The sequence below is a fragment of the uncultured Chryseobacterium sp. genome, from assembly GCF_936933875.1.
Taxonomy (GTDB): domain Bacteria; phylum Bacteroidota; class Bacteroidia; order Flavobacteriales; family Weeksellaceae; genus CAKZIK01.
On sequence record NZ_CAKZIK010000014.1, the window covers coordinates 68,932 to 83,961 of the forward strand.

Sequence of the window (15,030 nt, forward strand, 5' to 3'; positions counted from 1 at the left end):
TTTTAACATAAAATTAAAGCGTAAAGCACAGAAACTTATTATCTTTATGCCGAAAATAATTTTAAATTTTATACTTATGAAAAAATTTTATTCTTTAGTTGCAGTAGCTGTATTATCTGCTTCAGCGTATTCTCAAACTCAAACTACAGTTCTTACTGAAGACTTTGCAGCCTATACCAAAGGTGGAAACACTACCAGCAGCGGAACAACTGCACCAGACGGAACCGATATTTATAACCCTGGTACTACAGTTTTACCAGCGGGAGTTCCTTCTGCAAATTTTCCTACTGGAATAAAAGCTTACATGGCAGGTGGAATGGTAAAATTGGGAACGAGTAGTTTAGCAGGATCAATGACCTCAAAAGTTGTTGATTTATCTACAGACGGAGGAAATGTAATTGTTTCTTTCGATGTTAAAGGATGGACTTCAGTAGAAGGTGATATTAAAGTAACAATTACTGGTCAAGCTTCAAAAACTGTATCTTACACAGCACTAATGTCTGGTTCTTTAGAATCCAAATCTGTAAGTTTTACGGGAGGTGTTGCAAATTCAACTGTGCAAATTGAGACTACAGCAAAAAGAGCTTATATCGACAATATTAAAGTTGTAACAACTGATACTTCATTAGCTGTAGTTGATGCAAACTCTTCAAAAGCAAGATTAGTGAAAAACACTGTTGTAGATAGCAATATTATCTTCGCTGCAAAAGCTGATGTAAAAGTAATCAACGCAAACGGACAAGTAGTAAAAACTGCGGCTGTTTCTGATGGTTCTTCTTTAGATGTTTCTTCTTTGGCAAAAGGAGTTTACATTATTACTGGAGAAGTTAACGCTAAAAAAGCAGCGCAAAAAATTATCAAAAAATAATTTAAAGCTTTAGCATAATGAAAACCGGAAGATTTTATCATCCGGTTTTTTTATTTAGAACCAACCTCTGCGGAAATGGTTGGTGAGCGCATTAAAATTGAATACCAAAGTATACCTTATTCTTTTTCCATAGTCTTTAAAGGAAGGCTCGAAACCGTTTGAAGACTGTAAGGGTAGATATACTTCAAGAAAATCCGGAATCAGTTTTATTTTTACACCGGTATCATACAAGAATTTTGCACCGCTGTATTCTTTGTTTTTGTAAACTCCTGCATCTGCGTAGAAATTGAACATTTTCCAAACATGGGCGTCAATATTATGACTTACAATCCATTGGTTGGCGGTGTCTTTAAAAAAAGATTTAAAACCACCCTCTGCCAAAATATATTGCTGCGAAAGAATCCCGCTGGTAGCACTTTGTCCCAATAAATTATAAGAGAAAGAGTAATTGGAAACTCTTGAAATTCCGTAATCAAAAAGGTTGTTTCTGGTATTATTATTAAAGAAATATCCTCCAAACAATCTAAAACTGATTTTTTTTTCCCGCGCATATTCCCAACGGTAAAAGTATTCGGCTGAAAGTTTTGCAAAATCCTTCATCCACTGTAGATTGGTTCCGAAATATTTTTCATGAATCAGTTTATTGTCCGAATATCCAAAACCTAAGCTCCAAAGGTTGTACTTGTCATATTCATGATTGGCAACCATTTCAGGTGTTAAATCTTTATCGAAATGATTATAAGTGAGCGAAAGTGCTCTGCTGATGGTACTTCTCGGATTTTTACCGAAATTCAGGTTAGAAAACACAGAAAATCGTCTGTAAGCCAAATCATAATCATAATGAAAATGAGAAGCAGAACCACCAAACTGAAGATTTCTATAGAACTTTTCAACAGGTCTGTAATTGTAAAGCAAGGATGCCGATCCTGTAAATTTTTGTGTTCCAGTACTGTAATAAGGTGTTACAGTGTATTGAAAATCTTGTTCGAATAAAGATTTATTTTTAAAATTGACTCCGATTAAAAATTTATCGTACGCATTAAAGTTCACTTTAGGATTAATGTACACCTCATTGTATTCCGGATTTGGGATGTCGCGAAAAAGCTTGAAGCGTAATTTTTTCATGTTCGAAAAAATACCTTTCGTGTACAAATAATTGTCGCGGAGGTTCTTTTCAGGAAAAATATAGCCGTCGTTCAGCAAAATTTTATCAGCTTCCGAACTTGGGATGACATACGTTTCATCTGTTTTTTTTGCGGGAGTATCATACCAATACGATTGTTTTTCACCCGTTTTTGTTTCAGTGGTAATTTTAAACGGAACAGGTAAATCGGTATTTTTTGCAATACGAATTCGGAAGTTGTCGCCGTCTTTTTTGAAATTTTTCAGGTTGAAATTAACGCGGGATTCATATTTAATATAATTACTCAAAAAATCGGAAGAGTAGTGCGTTGCCAAAGACATTTCATTAAGAAAATCCTGCGCAGCTATTTCTTTATTTCGGTTTTTGGTGAGATAATTTCTTAGGAAAGCATCAAAATTTTCAGTTCCAGTTTTTTCAGATACAAAATCGAAAAGTGTCCCTGTTTCAAAATGACTAATCGCCATTTCGTTGAAGTTGCTCAACTTTGTAAAAGGCTCACCAATTTTTTGATCCAGATTCTGCGACATGATATACTGGTAAACCAATCCGTATCTTTCCGTTAGTTTAACATTTGCAGCGTGAAGCTTTTTTAAAGGTTTAAAACCAAACAAAGAAATCTCAGACGGAAGTTTTCCCAGCAAATTGGCTTCAGGATAAAACTTCTTCAGGTATTCCTTTTCAATGTAGGTTTTAAAACCGTTTTTCATCCAGTGGTTTTCCACTTTATCTTCAACAAAAGCCTGATCTACCACTTTTTTGGTAATGATGCTCAAATAATCCAGGTCGGTCTTTTCTGCATCAGTAAACATCTGAAATTTGAACTTCCAAAACTTAATATCATCGTTGCCAAAGAAATCTTCTTTGTCTTTAAATTTTTCAGAAATGAAAAGCTTTTGAGGCAGAAAACCGATTTTTTCTTTGATGAATTTCAACTGTAAAGGCAAATAAAACTCCAAAGATTCTCGTTCTCCTTCTTTTAGCGGATATCCAAAGACAACAGCCGTTTTTTCGCCATCAACATCAGCAGTTAACGGAGTGCTGTCGATTAATTTTATCAACAATTCAGGGTCTTCCGAAAGTGTACCTTCAAAATTATCTATATCTTTTTTGGTTAAATTTCCTTCTGCAGAATAACCTTTAGGCAAATCCAGATGGATGTCCCAAAAATTACCACCATATTGGGTTTCATTAATATCATTAAAATCTTTTCCTTCCTGATTTTCAGTTTCAAATCCATCTGGAACAATGAAAAAATATTTTAAAGAAATTTTTTCAGGAGAAGTACCGTAACCCGTAAATTTTGTGGAAGGAAGTTTTGCCGTGTATTGTAATCGTACAGGAATTTTTTCTCCCGGCTGCAAAGGTTTTTCCAGCTGATAATAAATGTTTTCAGTATCGAAATTTTCGGAAACATTTAAATCATTAATTCTCAAAATTTCCAGTTTTCCCAACTCATTTTCATTAGAAAAATAGAGATCTTTTTTGCGGTCTTCCAGTTTTCTTTTGGAAAGAGTAGTGTTTTTTTTGTAGGCGGAAGTCCAGTTCAGCAGTTTTATTTTTTCAACCGGAACATCAAGATGATTGGTGTACGTAAAATTTTGCTCTACAGAAAGTTTTTGCAAATCTTCGGAAAGTTTAGCCCGTATATGTACGCTGTCCTGTTGCGCATCCATTGCTGCAAAAGACAAAAGGCCAAGACTCAAAACCAGTTTTTTCATAAATTTTTCCGAAAATGCTTCCAAATATAGTGTTTAGTTTTGATTACTAAACTGATAATTTTATGATTTATTTTTTCTTTTTTAAATTTGAATAAAACTTTATCCTTGCTGAAAATTTACAGAATCTTACTCGTTTTTATCATCACCATTTCAAGCCTTGCAAAAGGACAGGTGAGTGATCTTACCCGAGAGTTGAATATTGATTATTCAAAGGCCACAATCAATACAAGATTCGTTCCACCTGCAGGTTATGTTTGGGTGAAAGAAGAACCGGGAAGTTTTGGCGAATTTCTTTCCAATTTCCCTTTGTATCCAAAGGATTTTCCCATTAGAGATTACAAAAAAGTTCCTATTGAAAAGCAGTATCATCATGCCGCAATTTTAAAGATTGATGTGGGTGAAAAAGATTTACAGCAATGTGCAGATGCGTGGATGAGGATGTATGCAGAATATTTGTGGCTTCAGAAAAGATCCGGTGAAGTGGAGTTTCAGTTCACAAGTGGACAAAAAATGTCGTGGAATGATTTTAAAAAGGGAATTCGGACTACAGAAGATGGTGAAAAAGTGAAATTTCACAAGTCTGCTAGATACGATGATTCCTATCAAAATTTCAGAAAATATTTAAACCTTGTTTTCAATTATGCAGGTACGATTTCTTTGAACAGAGAGTCGGTTCCCGTGACGAAAAATCAGGATATTAAAACCGGAGATTTTCTCATCATTCCCGGAAGTCCGGGACATACAGTTTTTATCGTTGGAACGGCAAAAAATTCGGGTGGAAAAAAACTATATCTGTTGGCCGAAAGTTATATGCCTGCGCAAGATGTTCATCTCCTCATCAATCCCCTGAAAAAAAATATTTCTCCTTGGTACGAACTTGATGTGAATTCACCTTATACCGTAACGGCAAAATATATCTTCAAACCTACTTCTATCAAAAGATTTCATGCTTTGGCAAAATAAAAACGGAAACTCAAATTGCTTTGAATTTCCGTTCTGAAAAACACAAAATAAACTATGAAATTATTGTTCTGTTAATTCGAAATCTCCTTTAATTCTCACCAAATCGCTGATGATCGCTTCAGGAAACTTAGCTCCAATTCCGAAATCTGATCTTTTCAAAGTTGCTAAAACTTGATAACCGTAAGTCGTTTTTTTGCTCATAGGATTTACAGTAGAACCTCTGTAAATTAAAGTAATTTTTACAGGTTTTGTAACACCATGCATCAAAAGATTTCCGTTCACCTGATAATAATTTTTCTTCGTTTTTTTAATAGAAGTGCTGCTGAAAACCATTTTTGGATATGTTGCTACATCAAAAAAATCTGCTGACTTCAAATGGTTGTCTCTCGCTTCAACATGAGTATTAATCGATGTTGGATCAACTTCGAAAAGCAAATGTGATTTTGTGAAATCCTGCTCGTTGGCATGAATCGTTAAACTCGCTTTATCGAAATTTCCGGTGATATCGTTAATGGTGAGGTGCGTTGTTGCAAACTGAATTCTGGAATGTGCAGGATCGTTTGCCAAAGTTTTTTGAGCGTAAATGCTTACTGTAAGCATTAAAACTGCTAATAAAGAAAGGATCTTTTTCATAATATTTAAATTTTAATTTTTTTGAATTAATTTGACGACAAAATTAGGTTTGAAGGAGTTTCCAGGCATTGATGTATGGTAAGAAATTTCTTTTTGGAATGTTTTTCGCGCGCCGAAGGCGCGCGAAAATTTAATTGCAGTTGCCGTCAATATCACAACTATCTCCTTCATTGAGAATTTTGAGATCTTTGTCGCCATCAGAAAATTCAGACCACGATTTTTCTAAAACTTCTGCGAAAAGTTCGGGCTGTTGTGCTCCCGAAACTCCGTATTTATCATTGAAAACAAAGAATGGAACTGCGTTAATGCCTAACTGTGCTGCAGTCTGCATATCCTGTTTTACGAGGTAAGCCATTTCATCGGATGTTAAAGCATTTTTGATTTCTTCATCTGTGAATCCAGTTGATTTTCCGATTTCCAAAAGGGTAGTTTCATCATCAATATTTTTGCCGTTGATAAACTGCGCTTTGAACAGTTCTTCTTCCATTTCATTAGCCAAATTTCTGGTTTTGGCTAACTGAATCAACAAATGACCTCTGAATGAATTTGCTACTTTAGAATGATCAAAATTGAAATCTATTCCCGCTTCTTTTCCTGCATTGGCTGCATGTTGATGCATCATTTTTGCCTGTTCCAAAGTAATTCCTTTGGCTTTGGTGAAGAATTCGTAAGGATTTATTTCCGGCTGAGTTTTCAAGGACGGATCGAGTTGAAAACTGTGCCACACAACTTCAATGTTTTCACCATTTCCAAACTGTTCAAGTCCTTTTTCGAATTTCTTTTTCCCTACGTAACAAAAAGGACAGCGTATGTCACTCCAAATATCTACTTTCATATTGTGTGATTTAAATTATTAATACAAATTTACTTCTGTTTTAAATAAGGGACATTGATGTAAGATAAGAAATGGCTTTTGTTTCAATATTAAAAATTAAAAAATTTGAAGAAGCAAATACCAAAAACCAACGGTAATAAACGAAAGCGGAATTCCTACGCCAATCATCATATTGCAGAGTTTGGGTTCCAGTTTGTGTGCGGAAGCGATAATTCCCGCCGTAATCATAGGCGCCATTGCTGCTTCCAGAACAGAAATTTCGACCTCTTGACCGCGTTGTTTAAAAATGATACAGTAAAGAACAAAGATAATTAGCGGGTAAATCATCAATTTGAATAAAAGTCCCCAAATAAGGTACTTGGTGTCGTGATCGAGTTTTGGAACGCGCAGCTGCATTCCTACAGAAATCAGGGCGAGCGGAACCGTTGTTGCACCAAGTTTGTTAAACACTTCTTCCAAATCTTTAGAAACTTCAAAACTGAAAATATTTAATAATAAGCCAATCAAAAACCCGATAAAAGGAGGAAACCTGAAAAGTTTTATCATTAACTCTTTCGCCGAAACTTTTCCGCCCGAATACAGATTAGCGAATAAAATTCCGACAGTCGAAAGCGCTACAAAACTTCCGGGTTGGTCAACAAGCATCACTGTTTTTATGCCGTGTTCGCCGTAAAGTGCCTGTATAATTGGTATTCCCACAAATGAAGTGTTACCGAATCCGGCACAAAGAATTAGGGCACCAATCACGCTTTTGCTCCAACCTAAATTTTTTCCAAGCACAAAAAAAAAGGCAAACGCCGAAAAAATGCCAATCCAAGCCACCAAAACCGGAAATATTACAGAAGCATTCATCTCAATTTTAGGGATGAAATAAATCGCAAGCGATGGTAACGAAATATTGATGACAAAAGCATTCAGAACATCACTCGAATTTTTCGGAAACAAATTCATCTTCCTGAAAAAAATCCCAAGAAAAAGACAGAGGAAAAGGAGGATAAGGTTGGACATTTTGGAGGTTCAGGCAAAGAACAGGTTATGAAAGACTTTAAAATATTTTACATTAAACTCTTATACGCATTCCAACCTGCAATTTTGTACGAAAGCGAAGCCTTCTCAGGGTCATCAGATCTGTAAATTCCGCGACCAACAATGATAAAATCAGTTTGCAAATTTCTGAAAACATGATCCGGCGTATTATATTGCTGACCTTTTCCGTCACCACCTTTTTCTAAACTAACTCCAGGTGTGAAAAGCAACAGTTCCTCATTAATTGGTTTTTGTGAAACTCCACCGATAACGTTGGGATGAGAAAGCGCCACTTTTTGTGCTTCTTCAAAATAATTTGCGTCAGTCAATGTTCCTTTCGAAGACATACTCAAAATGGCAATAACACCGGAATTATGGAAAAAATCCAAACTTTGATAACCACCAATAACCTGCGAAGTAATCAAGTCTGCCCAGTTCGAAATTTTGTAGATTCCGTAGGAATACTGCAGTTCCTGTGTATTTCCGATGTCGGCAAACTTACGGTCTTCCATCAAAAGAAAGTTGTGTTTTTTAGCAATATCAATTAAAGGAATAATCGTTGTATCGTAATCGAAATCTGTAATAATATCGATATGCGTTTTCAGCGCCACAATGTTTGGACCAACTTTTTCGGCCAAATCCAAAAGTTCAGCTGTCGTAATAACATCGGCGGAAGCAATCAGGTTTGATTTTTTCTCCACTGCAATCTCCAACAATTTTTTCGCTTTGGAATGTAATCCGTTCGCTTCCAGTTTTTCAGCGTAAGATTTTCTTTTCTTTTCTTCGAATTTCACCACATTTCCGGCAAGAAAATCATTAATTCTTGTTACTTCATCGTCAGTTAAATGACCTTCTTCTTTCAACATTCTGCATACTTCTGAAATTGTGAAAAGCGTATGAACACGATAACCTTTGCTTTCGAGCATTTCTTTTCCGCCCTGTTCTCTGTCCAAAACTACCACAATATCCGAAACCGTAATTCCTTCATCCTCAATTTCAGGAATCGTTTCTAAAAGCGATTTTCCCGAAGTAATCACATCTTCCACCAAAAGACAGTTTTGTCCTTTTTTGTAGATGCCTTCAATCAGTTTTTTAGTGCCGTATTGTTTGGCTTCTTTACGTTTGATAATCAGCGGAATATAACTTTCCAGAGACATTGCGGTCGCCATTGGAAGCGCCGCATAAGGAACGCCACAAATCAAATCGAAATTATCCAAAGGAAGCATTTCCAAAAGATAATTGGCGAGGTGTTTTAAAATTTTCGGGTCGGATGCGAGCGGTCTCAAATCTACATAAAACGGACTTTCAATCCCGCTTTTCAGGGTAAATTTTCCGAATTTGATAATGCCAAGTTTATAGCATTCCAAAAAGAATTCTTTCTTACTTTCCATTTACTTTTTACGATTTCTACAAAGTTAGGGAATTCGTTATCTTTGAGGAAATCAAATTTTAAAAATGAAACGTACTCTAACTTTCCTCCTTATTGTTTTGTCTTTCCTCTCTTTCGCTCAAGTCGAAGAGAAAAAACTCGATGAACTCATTCAAAATACGTTGAAAACTTTCGACGTTCCGGGAATGTCTGTCGGAATTGTTAAGGATGGAAAAACGGTCTATTCAAAAGGTTTTGGAGTTGCATCACTCACTTCAAAACAAAAAATGAATGATGAAACTTTGGTGGGAATTGCTTCCAACTCAAAAGGTTTTACAGCAACGGCATTGGCGATTTTAGCGGACGAAGGCAAACTGAATTTCGACGATAAAGTCACCAAATTTATTCCCGAATTCAAAATGCATGACGATTATGTAACGCAGGAAATTACCATTAAAGATTTAATCACGCACAGAGCCGGACTTGGTCTCGGACAGGGCGATTTGATGTTTTTTCCTGAAGGAGGAACTTTAAGTGTGAATGATATCGTTCACAACCTGAGATACTTGAAACCGGAACATTCGTTCAGAAACACTATGGATTACAACAACATAATGTTCATCGTGGCAGGAGAAGTCATTCACAGAATTTCGGGTTTAAGTTGGGCAGAATTTATCGAGCAGAGAATTATGAAACCTGTCGGAATGACTTCAAGTTTTGGAAGTTACAACCGCGCCAAAAATGCAGGTGTAAAAAATTTGATTGACGCTCATGCTCCTGTTGATGGAAAAGCCATCCAAGTTCCGCACGATTGGAACGAAACCGCCAACGCAGCCGGTGGAATTATGTCGAATATCAAAGATATGACTATTTGGGCAGAATTTCTAATGAACGGTTTTACAACGAAAGACGGTAAAAAATTAGTTTCCGATAAGCAAATTCAGCAATTGTGGCAAATTCAGCAGCCAATTCCTGTTGCGCTGAAAAATCCTTACGATACCAATTTCTACGGTTACGGAATGGGTTGGTTTTTAAGCGATGTAAAAGGTCATCAACAGGTTCAGCATACGGGTGGATTAATTGGAACAGTAACGCAGTTTACGTTGATTCCTGATATGAAACTCGGAATTGTAGTATTAACGAACCAACAAAGTGGTGCGGCTTTCAACACGATTACCAACACCGTGAAAGATTCTTACCTCGGAATTGCTGACAGAAATTGGTTAAAAACTTACGGCGACAGAATGTCCAAACTCAATGCTGATTTCGAGAAAGGCAAGAAAGAAGTTTTCGCTAAGTCTGCAGAATTCTCTAAAAATAAAAAGGAACAACTAAAGCCCGAAAACTTTGTTGGAACCTACACCGATTTGTGGTTTGGTGATGTAGAAATTTCAAAAGCGAAAAAAGGGTACAGAATTGCGAGCAAAACTTCGCCACGTTTGAAAGGTGATTTAATTCCTTATTCCAAAGACACATTTATTGCAAAATGGGACGACAGAAGTTATGATGCCGATGCTTTCGTCACTTTTGAATTTGATGAAAGCGGAAAAGCAAAATCTGCTAAAATGAAACCGATTTCGGATATCACGGATTTCAGTTTTGATTTTGAAGATTTGGATTTGAAAAAGAAATAATTTTTGCCACCAATGCACGAATAAAACTTTTAATGTCTCACTGATTTTGCAGATTGAGCAGATTTATTTGTGCATTCGTGGCATTTTACAAAACTTCCTTCGGTGCAAAAAAATGCAGCAGTTTTTTCTCCGCTCCCTCAAACTGCGACCATTCTTCACAATCAATTTCAAAAACGGCAACGCCACAAGTTGGGAACAGAACTGGTTCCGAAGTCAGCGAACTCGCAAAATCTGAAATACCGTTGTTATGCGAAAACAGCGCAACATGGTCGAATTTATCGTCCAGTTCATTAATTGTTTCCAAAAATTCTTTTGAAGAAGCGTGGTAAAGTTCTTCCACTTTTTTGATGTCCTTGTTTTCATATACTTCCGAAAAATAACGGCAGGTTGTTAACGCACGTTTTGCGGGACTCGTTACAAATTGCTGAATTTCAATGCCTTTTTCGTGTACAAATCTTGCCATTCTTGGCGCGTCTTTGTGTCCTCTGTCGTTCAGCGGTCTGTCGAAATCCGGAAGATCATGCGTCCAGTCGCTTTTGGCATGTCGCACAAGGATTAATGTTTTCATGAAAACGAAAATAGAAATTTTTTCGATTCTGCAGCAAAAATATTTTTAAACCATACGTTTTGATGAATTTATAAACCACAAAAGGCAGAAAAGTTTTTCTTTCAATAATAAGGATGAAATGGTACCCTTTTAAAGTTGGCAAAAGTTTGGTTGAAAACGCTTCGACAGCCTCAGCGTGAAAAGGCATAGCTACAATTTTGACCAAGTCAATAACTTTGCGCCTTAAATATTCCAAATTTTAAAAATAATTTGCGCTTTTGCGTGTAACAACAATTATGTATTCTTTTCAATAACTCTCTCCGCAATAATTCTTTTGTGTCTTTTGTGGTTGAAACTTTCACTGAAACTAAAGTTTGTGGTTTTGGGTTAAAAATTTTTCAAAATTTTGTAGCTTTGCAAACTATGGGACAAATCCTCGCAATAGATTATGGGAAAGCACGTTGCGGTATTGCAGCGACAGACGATTTACAGATGATTGCTAGCGGTTTGGAAACCGTAGAAACGAAAAATATCTTTGTTTTTCTGAAAAAATATTTTACCGAAAATAGCGTGGAAGCTGTTGTTATTGGGCTTCCGATGGATTTGCGAGGGAATATTTCGGAAGTGGAAACCGATATTTTAAAATTTATAGAACAGTTTAAAACTGATTTTCCAACGGTGGAAGTTCATCGTTTTGATGAGCGTTTTACGTCGAAAATGGCTTCATTTTTTATCAGTCAGAGCGGTAAAAATAAGAAAGCGAGACAGGAAAAAGGTTTAATAGACAAAGTAAGTGCAACCATCATATTGCAGAATTTTTTAGAAACAAGAAAATGATTTTACCAATACGGGCTTTCGGAGATTCGGTTTTGCGCAAACATTGCCACGAAATCGACAAAGATTATCCGGAGCTGAAAGAATTGATTGAAAATATGTTCGAAACCATGGACGGAGCTCATGGAATTGGACTTGCTGCGCCACAAATTGGTCTCGATATCCGTCTTTTTATCGTGGATGTTTCGCCTTTGGCGGAAGATGAAGATTATGAAGACATTGCGGATGAACTGAAAAATTTCAAAAAAGTATTCATCAACGCCAAAATTTTGGAGGAAAGCGGAGAGGAGTGGAAGTTCAACGAAGGCTGTCTTTCAATTCCTGATGTTCGCGAAGATGTGAAGCGTAAAGAAACGATTTTGATTGAATATTACGACGAAAATTTCGTGAAGCATACCGATACTTTTTCAGACATCAGAGCGAGAGTGATTCAGCACGAATACGACCATATTGAAGGCGTTTTGTTTACAGACCATCTTTCAGCTTTGAAGAAAAAACTCGTGAAAGGAAAATTAGTAAAAATTACGAATGGCGATGTTAGCGTGAACTACAAAATGCGCTTTCCAAAGTAAATGAGCAATAAGTAATGAGCAATGAGTAATTGGTGCTCCAAAAAAAATAAATTAAACAATAAATAATTTGGCAGAAAGCGTCTCGCCGAAAGCCGAAAGCAAAAAAGAATAATATGCAGTTAGAAAAAATTATTTCAATTTCAGGAAAACCGGGACTTTTCAAATTGATTTCACAGTTGAAAAACGGTTTCATCATCGAAGATGTAGTTACAAAAAAGAAAGTAAGCATTGGGAATTCTTCTCAGGTAAGCTTGTTGGATAACATCGCGATGTTTACGTTCGATAAAGAAGTTCCTTTGTTCGAAGTTTTCGAAAATGTAGCAAAAGCAAACGATTATAAAGAAACCATTTCTCACAAATCTACGGATGCAGAACTGAGAGATTTTATGTCTATAGCTTTGCCAAACTATGATACAGACAGAGTTTATGTTTCGGATATGAAGAAATTGGCGCAATGGTACAATATTCTTCAGAAAGCAGGTTATATTTCTGCTGAAAGCTTTGTAAAAGCCGAAACTGAAGGTGAAGAAGAAGCACCGAAAGCTGAGAAAAAGGAAACTAAAAAGGCAGCTCCAAAATCCGAGAAAGCTGCTGCTCCAAAGGCAAAAGCAAGTACTTCTGCTGCGAAATCTGCTCCGAAAAGCACGCACAGAAAACAGGGGTAAACTTTTATCCTCAAATTTATATCCCACAGATTATACGGACTCCCACAGATTTTTTTGTCTGTGCTCATCTGTGAAATCTGTGGGAATTTTTTTTGCATTTTTGCTGTAACTTTGTAAACATCAAACATCAAACATCAAACATCAAACATCAAACATCAAACATCCAACATCCATCAAAGTATGAACACCAAAGAACAAAAACTCGAAGCCTTCTCAAAATTACTCGACATCATGGACGATTTGCGCGAAAAATGTCCATGGGATAAAAAGCAGGATTTGCAAAGTCTCCGTCATTTAACTTTGGAAGAGGTGTACGAATTGTCGGATGCGCTTTTAGTGGAAGATTTACCCGAGATCAAGAAAGAGTTGGGCGATGTGCTGCTCCATTTGGTTTTCTATGCGAAAATCGGTTCCGAAAAGGGCAGTTTCGATATTGCAGATGTCATTAATTCTTTAAATGAAAAACTGATTTTCCGTCATCCGCATATTTACGGTGATGTTGAGGTGAAAGATGAAGAAGAAGTAAAACAAAATTGGGAAAAACTGAAACTTAAAGAAGGCAACAAATCTGTTCTTTCCGGAGTTTCGAAAGGAACGCCGAGTTTGGTGAAAGCATTTAGAATTCAGGAGAAAGTAAAAGGAATTGGTTTCGAATTTGAAAACGCCGAAGACGCGTGGAAAAAAGTGGATGAAGAACTCGCAGAATTTCATGCTGAAAAGGATTCAGAAAAGAAAGAACAGGAATTGGGTGATGTTTTCTTTTCATTAATCAACTATGCTCGAATTTCAGGTTTAAATCCTGATACAGCTTTGGAGAAAACCAATTTAAAATTCATTTCCCGCTTCCAAAAAATGGAAAATTTAGCGAACGAAAGAAGTTTAAATTTATCTGAAATGTCGCTCGAAAAAATGGATGAACTTTGGGAAGAAGCTAAATTAATCGACAATTGATAGTTGAAAGTTGAAGAAAGCCTTCAATCCTGTTAATTTTCAATTTTATATTTTCAATTTTTCCACTTTTAAGACTTTTTCCTTTAATTCTAAATCGCCGACTGTTCAATTGGTGTAAACAAGCCGCTCATCAGAATAAAAATCATCAGAATCATAAATTGATGAACATAGCCTTTTGCTGCGTTTCAGAAACAGTGGAAAACAAAAGTTCATAACCTCAAATAACAAAACAAATGAATTAATCATTTGATTAAAATAATTTTCGGATTTTTGTGTCAAATTTTCAATAATGTATAAAATTTCAGCTCTTTCTGTGCTTTTTTTAATGAACTGCAATTCCAAATCAACTTCTGAAAAACCTGTTGCTGATCATTTGGAAACTGTGATCAGTTTACCTAAAGTTTTAGATGAAGTTTCGGGAATTGCGATGTCAGCGGACAGAAAATCCATTTATGCCATTGCAGACCAGGGAAATCCAAACGTAGTTTATGGACTTGATTTTGCCGGAAAAATTATCGGAGAAAAGGAAATCGAAAACGTTGAAAATATCGACTGGGAAGACATTACCAGTGATAAAAACGGATTTACCTACATCGGAAATTTTGGTAACAACGAAAACGACCGAAAGGATTTGTCCATCCTTAAAATTGATATGAAAAAAGGAGATTCAAGTACGCCGGTTCTTCAGGAAACTAAATTTTCTTATCCGGAACAAACAGCATTTCCTCCAAAAAAATCTGAGTTGCTTTACGATTGCGAAGGATTTGTGGTGTACAAAGACAGTTTTTATCTCTTCACCAAAAACAGAAGCAAGAATTTCGACGGAACATTTTTAGTGTATAAAGTTCCGAACAAGGCAGGAAATTTTCCTGCAAAGTTAGTCGGGAAACTACAGCTGGAAGGCAATTTCAACGATGCTGCCATCACTTCTGCAACGATCAGCTCTGCGGAAAATAAAATCGTTTTGTTGAGTCACAAAAATATTTTTGTGCTTGAAAATTTTAATGAAAACGATTTCAGCAAAGCAACTATTAAAACCGTAAGCCTAAATCATAATTCTCAAAAAGAATCGATTGTTTTCAAAGATGATAAAACGCTTTTAATCGCTGATGAAAAGGATAAAGGTGAGGGCGGAAATGTTTACAGTTTTACTTTGGACTAAAACTTTAGTTTTCTTAAATCTATTTTATCGGTGGCAAAAATATTAAAATCCTAAACCAATTCCCGCAGAAATTCTTCCACCATCCGAACCGTAGAAATACTGTGCTCTC

14 protein-coding genes are annotated in these 15,030 nt (G+C 36.2%); 8 read left to right on the forward strand and 6 right to left on the reverse strand.

Annotated elements, in window-relative coordinates:
• Nucleotides 1-76 precede the first annotated feature (76 nt).
• Nucleotides 77-868, forward strand: coding sequence for a T9SS type A sorting domain-containing protein (locus Q0252_RS01930; RefSeq protein WP_297983124.1), 792 nt, complete (start codon nt 77-79; stop codon nt 866-868).
• 54 nt (nt 869-922) lie between these two features.
• Here the strand turns inward: Q0252_RS01930 and Q0252_RS01935 are convergent, their stop codons facing one another.
• Nucleotides 923-3,730, reverse strand: a complete 2,808-nt coding sequence (locus Q0252_RS01935; protein WP_297983126.1) for an aminopeptidase — start codon at nt 3,728-3,730, stop codon at nt 923-925.
• A gap of 87 nt (nt 3,731-3,817) precedes the next feature.
• Here Q0252_RS01935 and Q0252_RS01940 point away from each other — a divergent pair, with 87 nt between their 5' ends.
• A complete protein-coding gene (locus tag Q0252_RS01940; protein ID WP_297983129.1) occupies nt 3,818-4,693 on the forward strand; it encodes a DUF4846 domain-containing protein in 876 nt (291 codons plus the stop codon).
• Between the two features lie 60 nt (nt 4,694-4,753).
• Here the strand turns inward: Q0252_RS01940 and Q0252_RS01945 are convergent, their stop codons facing one another.
• The 4 genes from Q0252_RS01945 to Q0252_RS01960 form a co-directional block, all read right to left on the reverse strand.
• A complete protein-coding gene (locus Q0252_RS01945) occupies nt 4,754-5,326 on the reverse strand; it encodes a YceI family protein (RefSeq protein WP_297983132.1) in 573 nt (190 codons plus the stop codon).
• Nucleotides 5,327-5,456: 130 nt separating this feature from the next.
• Complete coding sequence (locus Q0252_RS01950) at nt 5,457-6,161, reverse strand: DsbA family oxidoreductase (RefSeq protein WP_297983134.1); 705 nt, start codon at nt 6,159-6,161, stop codon at nt 5,457-5,459.
• Between the two features lie 96 nt (nt 6,162-6,257).
• A complete protein-coding gene (locus tag Q0252_RS01955; protein WP_297983137.1) occupies nt 6,258-7,169 on the reverse strand; it encodes an AEC family transporter in 912 nt (303 codons plus the stop codon).
• A 47-nt stretch (nt 7,170-7,216) separates the two neighbouring features.
• Nucleotides 7,217-8,578, reverse strand: a complete 1,362-nt coding sequence (locus tag Q0252_RS01960) for an orotate phosphoribosyltransferase (protein WP_297983139.1) — start codon at nt 8,576-8,578, stop codon at nt 7,217-7,219.
• Between the two features lie 64 nt (nt 8,579-8,642).
• Between Q0252_RS01960 and Q0252_RS01965 the strand changes: the two genes are divergently transcribed.
• Complete coding sequence (locus tag Q0252_RS01965) at nt 8,643-10,190, forward strand: serine hydrolase (RefSeq protein ID WP_297983142.1); 1,548 nt, start codon at nt 8,643-8,645, stop codon at nt 10,188-10,190.
• Between the two features lie 85 nt (nt 10,191-10,275).
• Here the strand turns inward: Q0252_RS01965 and Q0252_RS01970 are convergent, their stop codons facing one another.
• Nucleotides 10,276-10,758 carry a histidine phosphatase family protein gene (locus Q0252_RS01970; protein ID WP_297983145.1) on the reverse strand — a complete coding sequence of 161 codons (483 nt, stop codon included), beginning with the start codon at nt 10,756-10,758 and terminating at the stop codon, nt 10,276-10,278.
• A gap of 402 nt (nt 10,759-11,160) precedes the next feature.
• Here Q0252_RS01970 and ruvX point away from each other — a divergent pair, with 402 nt between their 5' ends.
• From ruvX to Q0252_RS01995, 5 genes are all read left to right on the forward strand, one after another.
• Entirely contained in the window at nt 11,161-11,574 is a 414-nt protein-coding gene (gene ruvX, locus Q0252_RS01975) for a Holliday junction resolvase RuvX (RefSeq protein ID WP_297983148.1), read from the forward strand.
• Nucleotides 11,571-12,143, forward strand: a complete 573-nt coding sequence (gene def / locus Q0252_RS01980) for a peptide deformylase (protein ID WP_297983151.1) — start codon at nt 11,571-11,573, stop codon at nt 12,141-12,143. The genes ruvX and def overlap by 4 nt, the downstream gene beginning before the upstream one ends.
• 113 nt (nt 12,144-12,256) lie before the next feature.
• Nucleotides 12,257-12,808: a DUF5606 domain-containing protein gene (locus Q0252_RS01985; protein WP_297983154.1), complete on the forward strand. Its 552-nt coding sequence runs from the start codon at nt 12,257-12,259 to the stop codon at nt 12,806-12,808.
• 180 nt (nt 12,809-12,988) lie between these two features.
• Nucleotides 12,989-13,759, forward strand: a complete 771-nt coding sequence (mazG, locus tag Q0252_RS01990) for a nucleoside triphosphate pyrophosphohydrolase (protein WP_297983156.1) — start codon at nt 12,989-12,991, stop codon at nt 13,757-13,759.
• Nucleotides 13,760-14,084: 325 nt separating this feature from the next.
• The gene (locus Q0252_RS01995; RefSeq protein ID WP_297983158.1) at nt 14,085-14,921 is read left to right on the forward strand and encodes a hypothetical protein; all 837 of its coding nucleotides are present in this window, start codon (nt 14,085-14,087) and stop codon (nt 14,919-14,921) included.
• The last annotated feature ends 109 nt before the right edge of the window (nt 14,922-15,030 follow it).

Excerpts from the sequence above, each read along its gene's own strand:
- Q0252_RS01930 (WP_297983124.1), top strand. The coding sequence starts at position 77 with ATGAAAAAATTTTATTCTTTAGTTGCAGTAGCTGTATTATCTGCTTCA.
- Q0252_RS01935 (WP_297983126.1), bottom strand. The coding sequence starts at position 3,730 with ATGAAAAAACTGGTTTTGAGTCTTGGCCTTTTGTCTTTTGCAGCAATG.
- Q0252_RS01945 (WP_297983132.1), bottom strand. The coding sequence starts at position 5,326 with ATGAAAAAGATCCTTTCTTTATTAGCAGTTTTAATGCTTACAGTAAGC.
- Q0252_RS01950 (WP_297983134.1), bottom strand. The coding sequence starts at position 6,161 with ATGAAAGTAGATATTTGGAGTGACATACGCTGTCCTTTTTGTTACGTA.
- Q0252_RS01955 (WP_297983137.1), bottom strand. The coding sequence starts at position 7,169 with ATGTCCAACCTTATCCTCCTTTTCCTCTGTCTTTTTCTTGGGATTTTT.
- Q0252_RS01960 (WP_297983139.1), bottom strand. The coding sequence starts at position 8,578 with ATGGAAAGTAAGAAAGAATTCTTTTTGGAATGCTATAAACTTGGCATT.
- Q0252_RS01965 (WP_297983142.1), top strand. The coding sequence starts at position 8,643 with ATGAAACGTACTCTAACTTTCCTCCTTATTGTTTTGTCTTTCCTCTCT.
- Q0252_RS01970 (WP_297983145.1), bottom strand. The coding sequence starts at position 10,758 with ATGAAAACATTAATCCTTGTGCGACATGCCAAAAGCGACTGGACGCAT.
- ruvX (WP_297983148.1), top strand. The coding sequence starts at position 11,161 with ATGGGACAAATCCTCGCAATAGATTATGGGAAAGCACGTTGCGGTATT.
- def (WP_297983151.1), top strand. The coding sequence starts at position 11,571 with ATGATTTTACCAATACGGGCTTTCGGAGATTCGGTTTTGCGCAAACAT.
- Q0252_RS01985 (WP_297983154.1), top strand. The coding sequence starts at position 12,257 with ATGCAGTTAGAAAAAATTATTTCAATTTCAGGAAAACCGGGACTTTTC.
- mazG (WP_297983156.1), top strand. The coding sequence starts at position 12,989 with ATGAACACCAAAGAACAAAAACTCGAAGCCTTCTCAAAATTACTCGAC.
- Q0252_RS01995 (WP_297983158.1), top strand. The coding sequence starts at position 14,085 with ATGAACTGCAATTCCAAATCAACTTCTGAAAAACCTGTTGCTGATCAT.